The organism is Ilumatobacter fluminis (genome assembly GCF_004364865.1).
Lineage (GTDB): Bacteria > Actinomycetota > Acidimicrobiia > Acidimicrobiales > Ilumatobacteraceae > Ilumatobacter > Ilumatobacter fluminis.
Map to the genome: position 1 here is coordinate 4,530,563 of NZ_SOAU01000001.1, position 16,936 is coordinate 4,547,498.

Here is a 16,936-nt window from a genome sequence, read left to right on the forward strand (position 1 = left end):
CTCCGGGTGCACCAATTCTCCCATCATCGGCGCAACCCAGCCCCTGTCGACGCTGAACGAGCTCGAAGCGCACGGTGGTGTCTCAGCGCAAGATCTACAAATCGAACGTTCCCAACTACGTAGCGCCCTGCTAAGCGCCGGGGTTCCATTGCCATACGATACAACCACTCAAATCCGGATTCCCTGAGGCAACGAGGTGCCTGCGAGACGACACCCGCTGCGAAGTCAAAGGCCGCGCCGACACAGACACACGGAATGCCAGCCTCCGCCGCACGGCGTGCAAGTACATCCTGTTTGGGGGTCCCCAAGCCAACCCAGACTACGTCTACCCCAGCTGCCAACATCCGTTCGACGTACTCGTCGATCGTCGTTGCGTCCAGCTCGCGAAACGGCGGGGCATACCCTGCTAACGATTGTCCCGACACACCGCGCTGAGCAAAGTGAAGTCGCAGACGTTGAAGCGTCTCGGGCGTACCGCCGAACAGCATCTGGCGCGCCCCCTGCCGGGCCAGGATCGGAACCGACCGGTCGAACAGGTCCGGTCCCCGAGTCACGGCCGCGTCCACGCGGTTTGACCAGGCGAGAGACCGGGCCAGCGGCACTCCATCGACGAGGTTGATGGCACTCGGGCATTGGAGGACTCGCTTCAACTGCGAATCCTTGACCGAGCATGCCAGGACCATCGTCCAGGCGTTACAAAGGTGGACGTGTGAGCTATGCCGGGCGGCAACTGCTGCTGACACGAGTTCCAGCGAGGAATTGAGGTCACGGGGTTGCAGAACTATTCCATGCCAGATCGGTCCATCGGCTCGCCTGGCAGAACTCTCACGAGTGGGCAGCGCGTTCATGCGGCGAGGTCGGCGTCGACCATCATCGTGACGAGCTGCTCGAAGCTGGTGGTGGGTTTCCACGACAACTCGGTGCGGGCCTTGGTCGGATCACCCAGCAGATAGTCGACCTCGGCCGGGCGGAAGAACTCGGGGTCGACCACCACGTACCGCTCCCAGTCCAACCCCGCGTGGCCGAACGCGATCTCACAGAACTCACGCACCGAATGCGCCTCACCGGTCGCCAACACATAATCGTCCGGGGTGTCCTGTTGCAGCATCAACCACATCCCCTCCACATAGTCACCCGCAAAACCCCAGTCACGCTTCGCGTCCAGGTTCCCCAACCGCAACTCGGTCGCCTTGCCATGCACGATGTCGGCCACACCACGCGTGATCTTGCGGGTCACGAAGTTCTCACCACGCCGCGGACTCTCATGATTGAACAAGATCCCGTTCGACGCATGCATCCCATACGACTCCCGATAGTTCACCGTCGCCCAGAACGCATACAACTTCGCCACCGCATACGGGCTGCGCGGATGAAACGGCGTCACCTCGCTCTGCGGCGGCGGCGTCGACCCATACAACTCCGACGACGACGCCTGATAAAACCTCGCCTCACTGCCGGCGACCCGCATCGCCTCCAACAACCGCATCGCACCCACACCGGTCACATCACCGGTGTACTCCGGCTGCTGGAACGAGATCGCCACATGCGACTGCGCCGCCAAGTTGTACACCTCATCAGGCCCGTACCGATCGATGATCCGCACCAACCCCAACGGATCCCCCAGATCCCCGTAATGCAGATGCAGATCCTCCAAATTCTCCGACTGCAAATGATCCAAACGCGAACGCGTCACCGAACTGGAGCGGCGCACCACACCGTGCACCTCATACCCCTTGTCCAACAGCAACTCGGCCAGATACGAACCATCCTGACCCGACACACCCGTGATCAACGCAACAGGCATCAGGCTGCGCCAACCGTGTCACTCATGCCGCGAAGTGCGTGCTGCGACTCCTGCTCGGCGAGGAACCACTCGTAGGTGCTACGAATGCCGGTGTCGAGGTCGTAGCTCGGCGACCAACCCAGATCATTCAACTTCGACACGTCCAACACCTTGCGCGGGGTGCCGTCGGCCTTCGACGCGTCGAAGGTGAGCCGGGCCTGCGGGTTGACGACGTCGCGAACCTTCTCGGCCAGTTCCTTGATGGAGAGGTCGACCCCGGTGCCCACGTTGATGTGGGAATCATCGGAGTAGTGCTCCATCAGATAGAGGCAAGCGCTGGCGAGGTCGTCGACGTGGAGGAACTCGCGCATCGGCGACCCCGTCCCCCACACCACGACCTCCGGATCCGGCTCACCGATCGAATCATGGAACTTGCGCATCAACGCCGGCAACACATGCGACGACACCAAATCGAAATTGTCACCCGGCCCGTACAAATTCGTCGGCATCGCCGAAATGAAATCCCGCCCGTACTGACGCCGATACGCCTGACACAACTTGATCCCCGCGATCTTCGCCACCGCATACCACTCATTCGTCGGCTCCAACGGACCCGTCAACAACTCGTCCTCACTGATCGGCTGCTCCGCCGCCCGCGGATAAATACACGACGACCCCAAATACAACAGCTTCGACGTGTCGTACTCATGCGCCGCATGCACCACCGTCCCGTGAATCATCATGTTGTCGTAGATGAACTCCGCCGGACGCGTTGAGTTCGCCATGATCCCACCAACCGTCCCCGCCACCAGAAACACATACTCCGGACGATTCGCCTTGAACCAATGCGACACCTCCGACTGATCCCGCAAATCCAACTCATCACGAGTCGCCGTCAACACATTCGAAAAACCCTCACCCTCCAACTTCCGCACCAACGCCGACCCCACCAAACCCCGATGACCGGCCACGAAGACTCGGGAATCACGCGGGATCATGACTTCTCCTGGGCTATACACGAACGTCGGGGACGCTTGTTGAACGAGATCGGCAGTCTACGAGGCATGCAGTGACGCTGGATGCGTCGTCTCGTCGGCGCCAGCGTCCGACTCGTTGCCAACGCCGACCAAGTCTGAACAGCGGCCATCCGGCAGTTCGATGTCGACGCGCATTAGATTAAACACCCACGCTTTCGACCTTTCGGACGCTCCAACCGCCTGGGCCGTCGTCCACGCGATGATGCTCAGGTCGACCCGGGCCGAGGCACGACGAACGTAGGCGAGGTCGTAGTCGCAGGCGTCGTCCAGCAGCGAACCCCCATCTACGGAGATCTGCCAAGGGCCAGTAACGCCGGGGCGAATACTGTGTCGCAAGCAAGCGGATTCGGCCGGCATCCGCTCGACGATCGACGCGATCATCGGACGAGGTCCAACAAGACTCAGTGTGCCGGCGACGACCTGCCAGAACTGAGGCAGCTCGTCGAGGTGGCTCTTGCGGAGTGCCGCAGCCCAACGCTGTTCACCCCCGTGCTCGAGGAGTTCGGATTTGTCGAGGTAGGCGGGGGTCTGCGGGCTAAGAGTTCGGATTTTGACGATGCGAATCGGCTGTTGGCCGAGTCCAACACGTTCCTGAACGAAGAATGGCCAAGCGCGAAGACGCACGCCGGACCAGGTTGCCAGCGCCAACAAGAGCGGCAAGGTGATTACGCAAAGCACCGCCCCGACGACGACGTCGAACGCTCGCTTTGACGGACTCATTGCAGCCCGCTGTTGCGGAGCCGCACCTGCGATCGTGGCCGCGGTCACGACGACGCCTCTCCTATCGTGCGACGACGCTTCACCGCGCTCCATCTCCTCGCCGTTCCCGTCTTGGTGGCGCTTGATATCCGCACGTGCTGTTCCCGCAGCAACTCGTTTCCTTCCTGCCTGGTGGTTGCTGAACCCTTCGGCCGCGCTCCCGAGACTAGGCGGGCCAGTGAGGACCCATCGATTCTGCCTAGACATGTACTCAGGTACGTTGCGTGCCCCCCGATCTGTTGCAGCGCCACAGCAGTCCGACGACATACTTCGAGTATCGGCGCCGACACGGCCACGCTTGAGAGAAGCGCTCCGGGGCACAGGATCATCGCCGACTAGGGACACGGAGTTACGGGAGTCACCGTGCCATCGCTAGCAAGATCCCAGTACTGCGACTCCTCGCGTAGCAGTTCAGCCGCGATGAGCGTCTGTTCGACGCTCCCATCCGTCGGTTCGATCGTGCTGGCGGCATACTCCGCGAAGTACGCCTCGGTTGCTGTGGCGAGTGTCCGCTCGTCGGCTTGACATGCCGAATCCTGGCCGTTATCCGTGATCCCTCGGACCGAGAATACGACGACCGCCGCCAGGATCCCGAGGATCACGATGACAATCAAGAGCTCGATCAACGAGAATCCGTCCGACTTCTGTTCAAAGTTTCGCATCTCCGCCACCGTGGTTCGTCAAGTCTACGCAAAGTACGTTAGACGAATTCGCGTGTCAACGCACGTGAGCACATGTTGTCGGCTCAGGGCTCGACCGAGTCTCAATAAGGCGGCCGGCAAGCCTCGATCGGATTCCCTTCCTTCCAAGCCTCGGTGTGCGATCGTGAAGTGTGTCATCAGACTCCCTCGAAGCAGGCCGTTCGGATCCAAGAGGTGCGTTGGACGGAGGGCGCCAAAAGCCCGACATCTTGACACGCCACCTCGTGCTGCTCGGCGGCCTCGTTTCAACCTTGAGGTGCCTGTTTGCTGTCAATCGAACGTTCTTCAACATCAGTCCCGATGGACCGGCGATGCTCGGGATGGCACGTTGGCTCTCAGGCACAGGTTCGTGGGACATGCTCGGAACCAGCGAGTGGCGACCGGGTTTCCCGACGTTGATCGCTCCGGTGTTCTGGTTCACCGACGATTCGCAAGCAGTCATTCGGTCCGTCTTGGTCATCAACGCTGCGCTCGGCGGAACCGCCGCCGTGGTGCTGGCACTACTTGCTCGGCGACTGACCGATCTGTCCGCGGCTGCCTGTCTTGCTGCAGCCGGGGCCGTCTCGCTCCTTCCTCCCGCGCTGACGGCCTCTGCCCATCTCTGGTCAGAACCACTCGTCACCCTCTGCTTCTTAGTGACAATGCACCTGACGCTCCGCTTCAGCGACCGGCCGAGCCCGTGGCTCGGCACGGCGTGCATCGGCTTCGCAGTGCTCGGCTCGACGGTCCACGGACGCTTGCTCCCGCTGATCGTCGTGACGGGGGCTATCACGATCTGGGGCGTCTACCGCGCCAGCGGCATCCGGCCGGCACTCTCGCTCGTTGGTATCAGCGCAACGCTCACACTTCTCTCGGAGCTCTATACGCAGTGGGTCTCGAGTCACCTGTGGGTAACGAGCAGCGACACGAACTCGGTCGGTGAGGTAGTTCGCCGCCTTGCCGACCCTGCCGCCGTCATGCGGGCGATCGCTGGTCAGACCTGGTACCTCTTCGCCAGCACGGCGCTGTTGTTCGGTTTCGGTCTCCTCGAGCTGCTATCTCGTGCGGCACAACCCGGTGGAGGAGCGAGCAAGAGGGACAGCCGCGTCGTACTCAGTCTCACCGTCCCCCTCATGGCCCTCTCGTTCGTGTTCGTGTCTGATCGCGCACGTCCGGATCAACTCATCTACGGGCGATACAACGATGCAGTGGTCTGGCCGGTGTTGGTCGTCGGTATCGGGTGGCTCGTCACCAGTTCGGCGCTACCGGCTCGTGCGAAAGCGGTTCGAACCGGGGTGGTCGTCGCGCTGTTCGGCATCGTCAGCATCGCATCGGCGTACTGGCATGGCGATGCACTGTCAAGCGGGTGGGGGCTCAGGGCGATGGTGGCCGGGGTGCTTCCGCTGAGCCCCAGCGGCGGCGTCGACGTGCTCCAGGCGTCGCTGCTTTGCCTGCTGCTCTCGTCGGTTCTCGGCTTGTGCCTTCTCTTTGGGCAGGCCAGGATCCTCACAGTGGCGGGCCTGTGCATCGTTGGGTTCGCCGGCCTGCGCACCTTGGTCGCCCTCGGGGACGGACTCAACACTGGCCAAGACATCGTCGCGAACGCCGACCGCATCGAGGCAGCCGCGCCGACGCACCAACCAATCGGTGTTCTGTTCATCGACAACCCCGCTCTCAGCTCCGTTCCTCCCGCTCAGCAGCTCGCGATCGCCTACTACTACCAGTGGGCGTTGGCTGACCGATCGTTCTACGAAGCCGACTCCACGGTGAGTGGACTCGTGCTGATCCCGGCAGACGTGGGCTTCGCTGATCGCCAATTCGAGACCGTCTGGGAAGATCCGGGTCTACCCGTCAAACTGGCGGTGCTCGATGGGTGAGCCGACCTGAGACACGACGATCGTCGACGGAGTTCGCTCGTGCTATCCACCTTTGTCGAGCGCGCTCGATCTCCGCTGGGTCAACCGGTACCTCCGGAGTGTCGCTGACTGACTCAGACCGCCTATTGACTCAGGGGAGGCGACACCTGTCCGAATCGAGCAAACACAGAGTGAGGACTGCTCTCTGCTCGAGATTGACATCACCTTCTTCGTCAGCGATGTCGAGCAGATACGACCACGTTGAGGCGCGAAGCGGCTGCAGACTGACCGCCTGTTCAAATGACGCTCGTGCCGCTTCGTCCTTCCCATGGAAGTACAGGCGTGTCCCAAGACGATCCCACCAGGTGGGCCTGAGCGGTTCGTAGTCGGTGACTCGCTGCGACCAGGTGATCGCCCTCTCTTCGGCATGCTGGGACGGAGCGTAGATGTAGTCGATCTGCCAGGACTGGGCAACTGCATCGGCAACGATTGGATCTCTCCAGAACCAAGAGGCCACCGACTCGACCTTTGCGGCGTCGTCTGTTCTCAGCGCCTCTTTGAACGCAACGTCTCGCGCACCCACAAACAGTGCCGCCGCCGAACCCACAGCGAGCGCCCCAGCGGCGAGACGACTACTCACGAACGGCCACGAAATTGACGCTGCCGGTGTCGACGACAGACCGAGCAAGATCAACGCAAGCGGAAGTGTCGACAACGACACGGGCTCCAGAAGCCACGTGAGAGCAATCGTCATCGAAGCGATTGCGGAAGGACCGCGCGATCGATAGCCGGCCAGGACGCCGAAGGCGGCAAACAATCCGAGCCCAACCGGGCCGACGGCGACCAGCAGCTCAACAATGAGGTTGTGGGCGTCGAACCATGGCGAACGGTCGCTCACCGATCGAGCGAACTCGAGTGAATAGTGGCCCTGAGTTGCGGAACGGAAGTTTCCGAGCCCCCAGCCGAAGACCGGCTTCTCGAGGAAGGCTTCGAGACCGAAACCCCAGACGTCGATCCGCTCGGACAAGGCACCACCCGAATCACTGAGGCGGCCAACTGCCGAAACGGCGGTCGTCGATGAGTTGCTTGCGGGTCGCGTCGACAGCATGCCGATGCAGATACCGACGGCGAACGGCGGCCCACACAGAACGAGCCGACGCCCCGGACTGGATCGAACGACCAGCGCGAGCCCCACGAGCGAGGCGCCGAACGCGACGCGGGTGCCAGACGCGCTGATTGCCGCCGCGAAGAGCGCCAGCAACGCCCCCCACCACCACCGACCCACGACAAGTCGGGAGGCCACGAGCACTGCCCCGGCCGCCATGAGCGCACCGAAGTAGACAGGGTGCGGAGTCAGCCCGGTGGCCCGCCCATAGTAGGTAGCGATCCAACCGCTCGTCGGCTGCGCCATCACCTGCACGAGCCCGATGGCAGCGCTCAGACCGAGCGCTCCAACAATCAGGTCTTCGCAGACCGAGCGGTCGGCGACCGGCACTCTCGCCGCCAGAGACCAGAGCCCGATCGATGCAGCTAGGACGACGACGGTCATTTCTCTCGACGTCGAGAAGACTCCGATCATCGAGCCAGGGGCGAGAAGTACCGAAACCAGCGACCACATCACAGCCGCGCTCGCCAGAATCGACGCCCAGTGCCTTCGTCGCGCAGCGGCGGCCAAAGACACCCAGCCGAACGGCAGCGTGACGAGCAGAGCGAGGGTCCGCGGAGTCCACGACGGCTCGAAGAACCAAGGCCCGATGGCAATGGCCAGCCAGCCCCCAGTCAAACCGATCAGTAGCGCTAGCGGTGACACCCGCAGCGACTCGGTTGCCGGCCCATCGAGGTCTCCCGGGCCGCTGGCAGAGAGACGCGAAAGAGGGTCCTGCGACGTTGCCGTCGCAGAACCCTCTTCCATGCAAAATGTCTAGTCGATCACGGGCAGGTGCCGGTGATGGCGCCCGCCGAGACGTCGTAGTTCTCGGCCGAACCTTCGCGAATAAGGCCGGCCTGCTCCAGCGCCGTCATGTCCAACGAGCCGGCGTTGTCGCTGCCGTACTTGGCGTAGTAGGCCTCGATGGCGACTTCCAGGGTTCGGTAGTCGGTCTCGCAGGCGTTCTCCTGGCCGTCGTCGGTGATGCCACGGACCGAGAACACCACGACGGTGGCCAGGATGCCGAGGATGACGATGACGATCAGGAGTTCGATGAGGGTGAAGCCCTCGTCTTGCTTCTTCATGATGTGATTTTCCTTCCGCCCGGAATGGTGGGCTTCTATCTCACTTGTGGTTTTGGTTGCCGCACCGTGAGACAGGCTCCCGGTAACGCTGTGTAGCTCATCGGTAGTGCGACGAGATCACTTTAGGGGAAACACGAAAATTTTGCGAGGAAAGTAAGGTTCAAGAAAAGTCGGGTTTAGGCCGATACACCCACGAATGCCGCGACACGCGGCCGATCTACCGCACTGCGTGAGGTGACGAACATGGCACTCCGCCGCCATAAAGTGCCCGCTGACCTGGGAGAACACCGCATCTTCGGCGACGAGGAGGCCGCTGCGATGCGAGCCGAGCTTGACGAACTCAGGAATTCGTTCGGGGCACTGTCGGAACGGGTTAACGCTCAGTTCACATCGATCGCGGCGCACGCCGAGATCGCCCGAGAGCAGATTTCCGTCGTTCGGGAGGAGGCTCGGGCGGACATGGAGCGAACCCGGGAGATGCTGATCGGACTGATCGAAACGGTGCGTTCGGAGGCGGCCGGGCTGCACGTTGCTGGGGCCGTGCCGGGGGCTTCTGCTGCCTCCGCGCACGAGCGGGCTGCTGGGGTGGAGGCTGCCGTTGCTTCGCTGCAGGGGTCGGTGGAGGAGCTGGCTTCGCGTCAGATGCGGATGGGCGACACGATGGCGGCGTTCATCGACACGATGTTGGCGGAGACCCGGGGGGAGCCTGTCGCGGGGTTGTCGCTGGGCTGAGTTCGAAACCGGAGTCGGGTGATCTACGGAAACGTCGACTCCGTCGCCGTTCCCTACGACACCCGACCCGGTTTACGCCGTCGCCGTTCCCTACGACACCCGACCCGGTTTACGCCGTCGCCGTTCCCTGCGACACCCGACCCGATTGCGCCTCCGTCGCCGTTTTCTACGACACCGGACGTCCTATCGGACGAGTTCTACTCGGATGCCGGCTTCGTCCCATTCGGGGTCCATGGGGAGGCGGCTGATTGCCCTGCCGCTGGCCCTTCTTGCGGTCCAGATCATGGCGGCGGCTTCGTACATGTGTTGGATGCCGGCGCCTTGGGGCGGGACACGGCTGACGACTTCGTCGATGCCGGGGAGCTTCGAACGGATCAAGTCGAGGCGGTGGGCCAAGCCTTCGTCGTGGTACGGGCTCGACGTCAAGGGCTTGTCGCCGTTCATGTGGGCGAAGCTGAGTTCGGGGTGGGCGCTGTAGAAGCTACGGGAATGGAACGGCTGGACCTCGGTCGCTGCTTCCTTCATCCACTTGAAGTGACGGAAGTCGTTCTTGGTCAGCCAGGGCTCGATCGTCTGGGCTTCTTTGCGCGACTTCGCGAACAGGGCGGCGCGGCTCGGGACCGGGTGGACACGGACACGGCTCGGCCAGCCGAGCATGCCGCGGGCCTCCTTGTCGCACCGGCGGTACTGGATGTTCGGGTACTCGGGGTAACCGAACGGGACGTTGACCGCGGCGAAGTCGAACTTGGGGCGGTAGTCGAGGACCTCGGCGAGGGTCTTCAGGACGAAGGCTTCTTCCGCGACGACGGTGACACCGGCGATGCGGCCGGGGAGGACCAGCCAGCCGCCCGGGCAGGGGGTGACGCCGGCGATGTTCTTGAAGGGGTTGTCGCGGGGGCCTGCCATGGTCGTCGTTTTCTTGTTGCTTGCGTATCCGGGGTCAGGTGATCGACGGTAACGCCTCGCCCTGGGGGCGAGTCGTCACCTCTGACACCTGACCCCTTGCTTGCGTCACCTTTGACACCTGACCCCCGGTGGTCCCGTTACGCCGGGGTTGGTTCTTCGGTCGGCTCTTCGGTCGACTCTTCTTCTTGGGCGCCCATGTTTTGGCCGCTGCCGCTGGTGGCGACCTGGCCGCTGGCGGCTGTTGCGGCGGCTTGGGCTTGGCTGCGGAGGGTGGAGACCTGGGCTTGGATCTCGCTGGGGTAGGCAGAGATGCTCTGCGCTGTTTCCATGGTCACCAGGCCGGAGGTCACGAGGCGGGCGAGGTCCATCTCGATCGTCTGCATGCCGTCGGGGCCGCCGGTGGCGACCACGTTGCGGAGCTGGCGCGACTTGCCCTCACGGATCAGGTTCTTGACGGCCTCGTTGCCCATCAGCACCTCGAACGCTGCGACACGACCACCGCTGACGGCGGGGAGCAGACGCTGGGAGACGACGCCCTGGAGGGCGCCGGCCAGCATGGTCTGGATCTGGTCGCGCTTCTCGGCCGGGAACACGTCGACCATGCGGTCGAGGGCCTGGCTGGCGTCGTTCGTGTGCAAGGTGGCGAACACGAGGTGGCCGGTCTCGGCAAGGGAGAGCGCAATCTGGATCGACTCGAGGTCGCGCATTTCGCCCAGGAGAATGACGTCGGGGTCTTCACGAAGGGCAGAACGCAGACCCTGCTCGAACGAGCGGGCGTCGGTGCCGACCTCGCGCTGGTTCACCATTGCGGTCTTGTGGTTGTGGAGGTACTCGATCGGGTCTTCGATCGTGAGGATGTGGACCGGCTTCGTCTCGTTGATCCGGTCGACCATCGCCGCCAGCGTGGTCGACTTGCCGGAACCGGTGGGGCCCACCGACAGCACGATGCCGTACGGCTTGTTGAGGAGGGTGGTGACCGCTCGCGGAGCGCCGAGCTCTTCGAGGGAACGGACGCGGAACGGGATGACGCGCAGTGCGAGCGCCAGCGTGTTTCGCTGGTTGTAGGCGTTGGCACGGAAACGGCCGAGGCCCGGGATACCGAACGAGAAGTCGACCTGGTAGTTCTCCTCGAGCTCCTTGACCTGCTCGTCGTTCAGGAGCGACATGACCATCCGCTCGGTGTCGTCGGGCTCGAGCACCTTCACGTTTTCGAACGAGACGAGGGTGCCGTCACGACGTGCCGTGGGGGCGCGCCCGACCGTGATGTGGAGGTCGGACGAACCCGAGTTGACCGTTGCCTGGAGCAACGTGACGAGTGTCGGATCTGGATCGAACATCAGTGTTCCCTTCCGCGGCGGCCCTCGGGGCCTAGCGTGCTGATGACATGGACACGACACTGGTGATACTCGCCTGCATCGTGATGGGGTTGTTGGTCGGCTCGTTCTTGACGGTGGTGGTCGATCGCGTCCCGCGCGGCGGTTCGGTGGTGGCACCGCCGAGCGCGTGCGGCGCGTGTGGTCACCGACTCACGGCACCCGACCTGGTGCCGATCGTCTCGTGGGTGGTCTTGCGTGGCAAGTGCCGGCACTGCGGGCACCCGATCGGCTGGGAGCCGATCATCATCGAGGTGGCGACGGCCACGATCTTCACCCTCTTCGGGCTGGAGTTCGGCGCCGACGCAGTGCTGCCCGCGTTCTGGATCTTGGGTGCCGCGCTGGTGGCGCTGGTGTGGATCGACCTGCGCGAGTTCCGGCTGCCGCGGGAGATCACGTACACGGCGTTCGTGCTGGGGTTCATTGCGCTGACTGTCGCTGCGCTGGTGAACGACGAGCCGGAGCGGATCTGGAAGTCGTTGGTCGGTGCCGGGATCGCGCTGGCGATCATGGGGCTGATCTACCTGGGGAGCCGTGGGCAGATGGGCGACGGTGACGTTCGCCTGGCGCCGCTGCTGGGCTTGTACCTCGGGTACCTGAACCTGGGGACCGTGCCGATCGGGCTGTTCCTGGGGTTCTTGATCGGGGCCGTGGTGGGGGTCGTGGCGATGGCGGTCGGTTCGGCCGGCCGCAAGACCGCGCTGCCGTTCGGGCCGTTCCTGGCGTTGGGGACGGTGGTCGCGATCTTCATCGGGCCGGAGATCGTGGATCTGATCTGGCAGGCCTAGCGGCTTGGTTGCTTGCGGATCCCGGGTCAGGTGATCGCCGGTAACGCCTCGCCCAGGGGGCGAGTCGTCACCTTTGACACCTGACCCGATGCTGGTTGGCATTACGCAACCTTGCGAACCACGGTGCTGACGGCGTCTTCTTGGACTCCGTTGAGGACGCCGTACATGGCGCTGACGAGGGCGATGGCGACGAAGCCGACGACGGCGCCGACGAAGATGATCATGATGGGCTCGAACATCGTGGTGAACACCTTGATGCGGTACTCGAGCTCACGGTTGAAGTACTCGGCGGCCACCTCGAGCTGGTCATCCAACGTACCGGTCTCCTCGCCGACCTTGAACATCTGGCGGGCGGCACCGGGGAACAACTCGGTCTCGATCAAGGGCTGGCTGAAACCCGAACCCTCCAGCATCTGCTGCCGGGCGATCTCGAGCTGTTCGCGGTACACCACGTTCGAAACGGCCTCGGTCGTGGTCTCCATGGCGGCGGGCACGGCGACGCCGGCCTGCAACATGGTGGCGAGCACCGAACAGAAGCGTTCGAGGATCGAGTACTCGATGATGCCACCGATGATCGGGATCTTCAGCGAGAAGCGTTGCCAGAGTTCCTTGCCGGTCGGGTGCGACGTCAGGAACACGATCAGTCCGACGAAGAGCAGGAAGCCGATGAGCGTGATGTACCAGAGGTCGCCGAAGAAGCGGGCGAAGAACAACATGATCCGCGTCGGGAGTGGCAGCTCGGCGTCGAGCTCTTCGAACAGCGGCTTGAACTGCGGCAGCACGTAGCCGGCGAGCACCATGACGGTGAACAGGGCCATCACCATGACGACCATCGGGTAGGCGAGCGCTGAGACGACCTTGGAGCGGGTTTCCATCTCACGATTGATGTAGCTCGCCAACGAGTCGAGCGACTCGTCGAGGCGGCCGGTCAGTTCGGCGGCCTGCAGGATGCCGATGTAGTAGGCCGGGAACACCGTCGGGTGCTGTGCCGCCGCCGACGAGAACAAGCCGCCGTTGCGGAGGTCGTCGACCATCTCGGTGATGGCACGACGCAATGCCGTGTCGGTCGTCTCGTCGCCGATGGTCGTGAGCGCCTCGGTGATGGGGATGCCGGCCTTGATGAACACCGCCAGCTGGCGGGTGAAGTTCATCAGGTTCTTCTTCTTGACCTTTTCCTTCGTCAGCTCGAAGTCGAGCATGCCGCGCGACTCTTCGATGCGGATCGGGTAGAGGTTCTGCTCCACCAGGAGCTGGCGCGCGGTGCCGATCGTGTCGGCCTTCGTGGCACCCTCGATCTCGGCGCCGGTGGCGTCGATCGCTGAATAGGCGAACTTCGGCATGTTGTGGTGTTTCCTTCCGCCCGGGTGCTACGAGGCGAACAGCGTCTTGACGACTTCGGGGATGGTGGTGACGTCGTCTTCGACCAGCTGCATGGCTTCACGCAGCATCGTTCGCATTCCCTGTGCGACGGCCAGACGACGGAGTTCTTCGGTGGTGGCCCAACCGACGATGAGGCGGCGGAGCTCGGGCGTGACCTTCAGGAGTTCGTACACGCCGATGCGGCCGTGGTAGCCGGTGCCCGAGCAGTACGAGCAGCCGGCGCCGCGGAAGAAGTGGACCTTGTCGGAACCGCCCGAGTGCTGCCGGAACACGGCGATCTCGTCGGCGGTCGGCTCGTACTCTTCCTTGCAGTTGTCGCAGATGCGACGCACGAGACGCTGGGCGACGACGGCCACGACGGCCGACGCCACGAGGAACGCCTCGATGCCCATGTCGAGCAGTCGGTGCACGGCGGCGACCGAGTCGTTGCCGTGCAGTGAGGAGAGCACGAAGTGGCCCGTGAGCGCCGACTGCACGGCGATGCGGGCGGTGTCGGCGTCGCGGACCTCACCGACGAGGATGACGTCGGGGTCCTGTCGGAGGAGGGCCTTGAGGCCGGTGGCGAAGGTGAGACCGGCTCGTTCGTTGGTGCCCACCTGGTTGATGCCGGGGAACACGTACTCGACCGGGTCTTCGATCGTGGTCACGTTCTTGCCGCCCGAGTTGATCTCGAGCAGGGTCGCGTACAGCGTGGTCGTCTTGCCGGCGCCGGTGGGGCCCGCACAGATCACCATGCCGTACGGCTGGTGCACGATCTTGGAGAACGCGTTGTAGGTCTCGCGCGGCATGCCGAGCTCGTTGAGGCCCACCATCGACTTGCTCTTGTCGAGCAGACGCATGACGACCTTCTCACCGAACACGGTGGCGACGGTCGAGACACGCACGTCGAGCGGGCGACCGTCGACCGTGGTCGAGAACTGGCCGTCCTGCGGGGCGCGCTTCTCGACGATGTTCATCGTCGACATGATCTTCAGGCGCGACACCAGCGGGTTGTGGGCCGAGTGCGGCAGGCGCACGGCCTCGACCAGCTGACCGTCGATGCGGTACCGGACGCGCACGTCTTTGTCGAGCGGTTCGATGTGGATGTCGGAGGCACGGTCGCGCAGGGCCTGGCCGACGATGCGCGAGACGAGCTGCACCACTGGCGCCTGGTCGTCGAGGCTGATCTCGTTGACGGCGTCGTCGGCGGCCTGGCTGGCGGCGTCGGCGTCTTGGAAGCTGGCGACGAGGCGGCCGATGTCGGCATCGGAGCGCCACATCTGCTCCATGTGCGACGTGATCGCCTTCGGGTCGGTGGCGAACCACTCGAACTTCTGCCCGGCCGCGGCTTCGGCGTCGGCACGACGCTTCGGTGCCGGGTCGGCGCTCCAGACGGTGAGCTTGCCGCCCTCCTCGGAGAAGGGCACGAAGAAGAACTTGCGGGCGACCTTCTCGTCGATCTTCTCGGCCAACTCCTTGTCGGGGTCGAGCCGGGCGTCGGCGACGGGCACGCCGCACGCGGCGCCGAGGGCCTGCGAGTACTCGGCACGGCCGACGCCGTACTTGGAGAGGATGATGTTGCCGAACTTCCAGAGGTCGCCCTCACCGTCGACCAGCGCCTCGGCCAGGCGTTCGCCGGCCAGGTTGCCGCCCTGCACCAGGGCTTGGCCGACCGCCGCGCACTCCTCGACCGACGGCCCCTGCGGGACCTCGCCGGCGCCACCCGAGGCGGGCGCGTCGGCAGCGGCCTCGGGTGCCTTCTTGTCTTCTTTCGACTTGCTGCGCAGCGCCATCAGGAGTCCTCGTTGCTGTGATCAGTGGTGCGGTCGTCGCTCGCGACGATCGCCGAGAGGTCGGGCTCGTACGAGCTATCGGCACCTCCGGTGCCGTTCTCAACCGATTCGTATCCCCCACCCGACGCGGATGGGTCGTCGTCGTCGAACGAACCGGGCTTGGTGACCGTCGGATCGGGCCCGTCGGCCCGCAGGAACTGGGTCGGATCGATCTCGGCCAGGGCCCGCTCGATCTCCTCCAACCGGTCGAGCTGCACGGCGGTCGACACGTCCATCACCTGGTCTTGCAGGCTCGTCTCGACCTCGGTCATGCGAACGGCGAGCGAGTCGGTGCGCTCGTTGACGCCCTTCTCGAGCCGCTCCATCTCGATGCGGACCAGCATCGCCTCACCGGCAGCGGTCGACATCTTCTCCTTCAACTCATCGAGCGCGTCCTGGTCGATGCCCTCGACCTGTTCCTCGATGTGCTTGATCTGGCGCTCGTACTCGACGAAGCGATCGTCGACCGCGGCGATGCGGTCGTTCATGACGGCCAACGACTCGTCGAGATTCGAACTCACGCGGCTCACGTGCAGGTCGATCTCGGCGATCTTCTGGCCCGACTCCTCCTGGATGCGGCTCTGGGCCGCGAGGAGCCGGTTGTTGAAACGGTCCTCGGCGTCGTTCAGGCGCTGGGTGACCGACTGGCCGACCTCGTTCTGGAATTTGCGCACCGCCGAGTCGTTCTCTTCGACGAGGCGGGTCAGGTCGTCGACCTTGGTGCTCATGTCGAGCTCGATCTTCTCGGCCAACTCGTCCTGACGAGCCTCCATCTGGGAAGTGGCGTCATTGAAGTAGGTGACCATGCGGGCCGCCTGCTCGTCGAACTTGCGCAGGTTCGTGTCGAGCCCCTCGATACGGCGGGAGATCTCCTCGTTCTCCTCACGCAGATCGGACAGGATCGGCCGCGCCTCCGCGGCGACCATGCCCTGCAGGCCGGCCGTCACCTCGTCGAGGCGGCGGGTCTGGCGCTGATCGGCGTCGGTGAGACGCGACTCGAACTGGGTCTTGGCCGTCTCGACGCGCTGCTCGGCCCTCGCCTGCGACTGCTCGATGGCCTGGGCCAACTCGGCGATCTGCCCGGTGAACTCGGCACGGAGCTCCTCGCGTTCGCGGCGGCTCTCATCGCGCAGGCGATCGACCTCGGCCACGACAGCGGACGCGTGACGTTCGAGCTCGGCCTGCACAGCAGCCACGAGACTCGTTCGAAACTCGTCGATCTCCGATGTCATGTACTCACGATCCTCCCGCTGGACCGCCACGGGGATCGTGGCGGCGAACCCCATCGATCAGGTGGGAGCTGCGCTCGCGCCGGATCGATTGCTTCGGTGTCGGGGCACGCCTCCCGGCGAACCCGTTCGAGGTTCACGTCTGTTATCGGCCGCAGCTTCGGGAAGCTTGAGAAACCGCAGACGTTCCGTTGATCTCGAAGCGGGAGATCGCCGGGCCACTGCAGTTTCCGCCGGTCAGTGACGTTTCCCCATGCTCGCACTCTTGTGGGGTGAGTGTTCGCATTTTCTCAAGATAGTCGACCGACCCCCCGATAGGAGTGCGACGGCAACATACGAACACCGAGCGTCACCGCCCGGTCACGCCGTC

General features: G+C 64.0%; 15 protein-coding genes. 3 read left to right on the forward strand and 12 right to left on the reverse strand.

Features of this window, described 5'->3' with window-relative positions; translation table 11 throughout:
- Positions 1–23: 23 nt before the first annotated feature.
- The 5 genes from BDK89_RS22745 to BDK89_RS20405 form a co-directional block, all read right to left on the reverse strand.
- Entirely contained in the window at positions 24–848 is an 825-nt protein-coding gene (locus tag BDK89_RS22745) for a WecB/TagA/CpsF family glycosyltransferase (RefSeq protein WP_133870713.1), read from the reverse strand.
- Positions 845–1,804, reverse strand: a complete 960-nt coding sequence (gene gmd, locus BDK89_RS20390) for a GDP-mannose 4,6-dehydratase (protein ID WP_133870714.1) — start codon at positions 1,802–1,804, stop codon at positions 845–847. Before gmd ends, BDK89_RS22745 begins: the two co-directional genes overlap by 4 nt.
- Entirely contained in the window at positions 1,804–2,781 is a 978-nt protein-coding gene (locus BDK89_RS20395; RefSeq protein ID WP_133870715.1) for a GDP-L-fucose synthase family protein, read from the reverse strand. Before BDK89_RS20395 ends, gmd begins: the two co-directional genes overlap by 1 nt.
- Positions 2,782–2,838: 57 nt before the next feature.
- The gene (locus BDK89_RS20400) at positions 2,839–3,588 is read right to left on the reverse strand and encodes a sugar transferase (RefSeq protein ID WP_166657738.1); all 750 of its coding nucleotides are present in this window, start codon (positions 3,586–3,588) and stop codon (positions 2,839–2,841) included.
- Between the two features lie 326 nt (positions 3,589–3,914).
- Complete coding sequence (locus tag BDK89_RS20405; protein WP_133871183.1) at positions 3,915–4,241, reverse strand: type II secretion system protein; 327 nt, start codon at positions 4,239–4,241, stop codon at positions 3,915–3,917.
- 263 nt (positions 4,242–4,504) lie between these two features.
- Here BDK89_RS20405 and BDK89_RS20410 point away from each other — a divergent pair, with 263 nt between their 5' ends.
- Entirely contained in the window at positions 4,505–6,136 is a 1,632-nt protein-coding gene (locus tag BDK89_RS20410) for a hypothetical protein (RefSeq protein WP_133870717.1), read from the forward strand.
- Between the two features lie 130 nt (positions 6,137–6,266).
- Here BDK89_RS20410 and BDK89_RS20415 read toward each other — a convergent pair whose 3' ends face one another.
- Positions 6,267–8,027, reverse strand: a complete 1,761-nt coding sequence (locus BDK89_RS20415) for an O-antigen ligase family protein (protein ID WP_133870718.1) — start codon at positions 8,025–8,027, stop codon at positions 6,267–6,269.
- 17 nt (positions 8,028–8,044) lie between these two features.
- Positions 8,045–8,347, reverse strand: coding sequence for a type II secretion system protein (locus tag BDK89_RS20420; RefSeq protein WP_133870719.1), 303 nt, complete (start codon positions 8,345–8,347; stop codon positions 8,045–8,047).
- Between the two features lie 243 nt (positions 8,348–8,590).
- Between BDK89_RS20420 and BDK89_RS20425 the strand changes: the two genes are divergently transcribed.
- Entirely contained in the window at positions 8,591–9,079 is a 489-nt protein-coding gene (locus BDK89_RS20425) for a hypothetical protein (protein WP_133870720.1), read from the forward strand.
- A 183-nt stretch (positions 9,080–9,262) separates the two neighbouring features.
- Here BDK89_RS20425 and BDK89_RS20430 read toward each other — a convergent pair whose 3' ends face one another.
- Both BDK89_RS20430 and BDK89_RS20435 read right to left on the reverse strand, forming a co-directional pair.
- Entirely contained in the window at positions 9,263–9,985 is a 723-nt protein-coding gene (locus BDK89_RS20430) for a DUF429 domain-containing protein (protein ID WP_133870721.1), read from the reverse strand.
- 137 nt (positions 9,986–10,122) lie between these two features.
- Positions 10,123–11,322 (reverse strand): type IV pilus twitching motility protein PilT, encoded by a 1,200-nt coding sequence (locus tag BDK89_RS20435; protein ID WP_133870722.1) that lies wholly within the window; start codon positions 11,320–11,322, stop codon positions 10,123–10,125.
- A 47-nt stretch (positions 11,323–11,369) separates the two neighbouring features.
- On the opposite strand from BDK89_RS20435, the gene BDK89_RS20440 reads away from it, so the two are divergent.
- Positions 11,370–12,146, forward strand: coding sequence for a prepilin peptidase (locus BDK89_RS20440; RefSeq protein ID WP_133870723.1), 777 nt, complete (start codon positions 11,370–11,372; stop codon positions 12,144–12,146).
- Positions 12,147–12,247: 101 nt separating this feature from the next.
- Here BDK89_RS20440 and BDK89_RS20445 read toward each other — a convergent pair whose 3' ends face one another.
- The 3 genes from BDK89_RS20445 to BDK89_RS20455 are packed head-to-tail and all read right to left on the reverse strand — an operon-like array spanning position 12,248 to position 16,569.
- Positions 12,248–13,486, reverse strand: a complete 1,239-nt coding sequence (locus BDK89_RS20445) for a type II secretion system F family protein (RefSeq protein ID WP_133870724.1) — start codon at positions 13,484–13,486, stop codon at positions 12,248–12,250.
- Positions 13,487–13,513: 27 nt separating this feature from the next.
- Positions 13,514–15,298: a GspE/PulE family protein gene (locus BDK89_RS20450; protein ID WP_133870725.1), complete on the reverse strand. Its 1,785-nt coding sequence runs from the start codon at positions 15,296–15,298 to the stop codon at positions 13,514–13,516.
- On the reverse strand, positions 15,298–16,569 hold the full coding sequence (locus tag BDK89_RS20455; protein ID WP_133870726.1) for a hypothetical protein: 1,272 nt from the start codon (positions 16,567–16,569) through the stop codon (positions 15,298–15,300). Before BDK89_RS20455 ends, BDK89_RS20450 begins: the two co-directional genes overlap by 1 nt.
- Between the last annotated feature and the right edge of the window lie 367 nt (positions 16,570–16,936).

Coding starts and splice junctions, on each gene's coding strand:
- BDK89_RS22745 (WP_133870713.1), bottom strand. CDS start 848: ATGAACGCGCTGCCCACTCGTGAGAGTTCTGCCAGGCGAGCCGATGGA.
- gmd (WP_133870714.1), bottom strand. CDS start 1,804: ATGCCTGTTGCGTTGATCACGGGTGTGTCGGGTCAGGATGGTTCGTAT.
- BDK89_RS20395 (WP_133870715.1), bottom strand. CDS start 2,781: ATGATCCCGCGTGATTCCCGAGTCTTCGTGGCCGGTCATCGGGGTTTG.
- BDK89_RS20405 (WP_133871183.1), bottom strand. CDS start 4,241: ATGCGAAACTTTGAACAGAAGTCGGACGGATTCTCGTTGATCGAGCTC.
- BDK89_RS20415 (WP_133870718.1), bottom strand. CDS start 8,027: ATGGAAGAGGGTTCTGCGACGGCAACGTCGCAGGACCCTCTTTCGCGT.
- BDK89_RS20420 (WP_133870719.1), bottom strand. CDS start 8,347: ATGAAGAAGCAAGACGAGGGCTTCACCCTCATCGAACTCCTGATCGTC.
- BDK89_RS20425 (WP_133870720.1), top strand. CDS start 8,591: ATGGCACTCCGCCGCCATAAAGTGCCCGCTGACCTGGGAGAACACCGC.
- BDK89_RS20430 (WP_133870721.1), bottom strand. CDS start 9,985: ATGGCAGGCCCCCGCGACAACCCCTTCAAGAACATCGCCGGCGTCACC.
- BDK89_RS20435 (WP_133870722.1), bottom strand. CDS start 11,322: ATGTTCGATCCAGATCCGACACTCGTCACGTTGCTCCAGGCAACGGTC.
- BDK89_RS20440 (WP_133870723.1), top strand. CDS start 11,370: ATGGACACGACACTGGTGATACTCGCCTGCATCGTGATGGGGTTGTTG.
- BDK89_RS20445 (WP_133870724.1), bottom strand. CDS start 13,486: ATGCCGAAGTTCGCCTATTCAGCGATCGACGCCACCGGCGCCGAGATC.
- BDK89_RS20450 (WP_133870725.1), bottom strand. CDS start 15,298: ATGGCGCTGCGCAGCAAGTCGAAAGAAGACAAGAAGGCACCCGAGGCC.
- BDK89_RS20455 (WP_133870726.1), bottom strand. CDS start 16,569: ATGACATCGGAGATCGACGAGTTTCGAACGAGTCTCGTGGCTGCTGTG.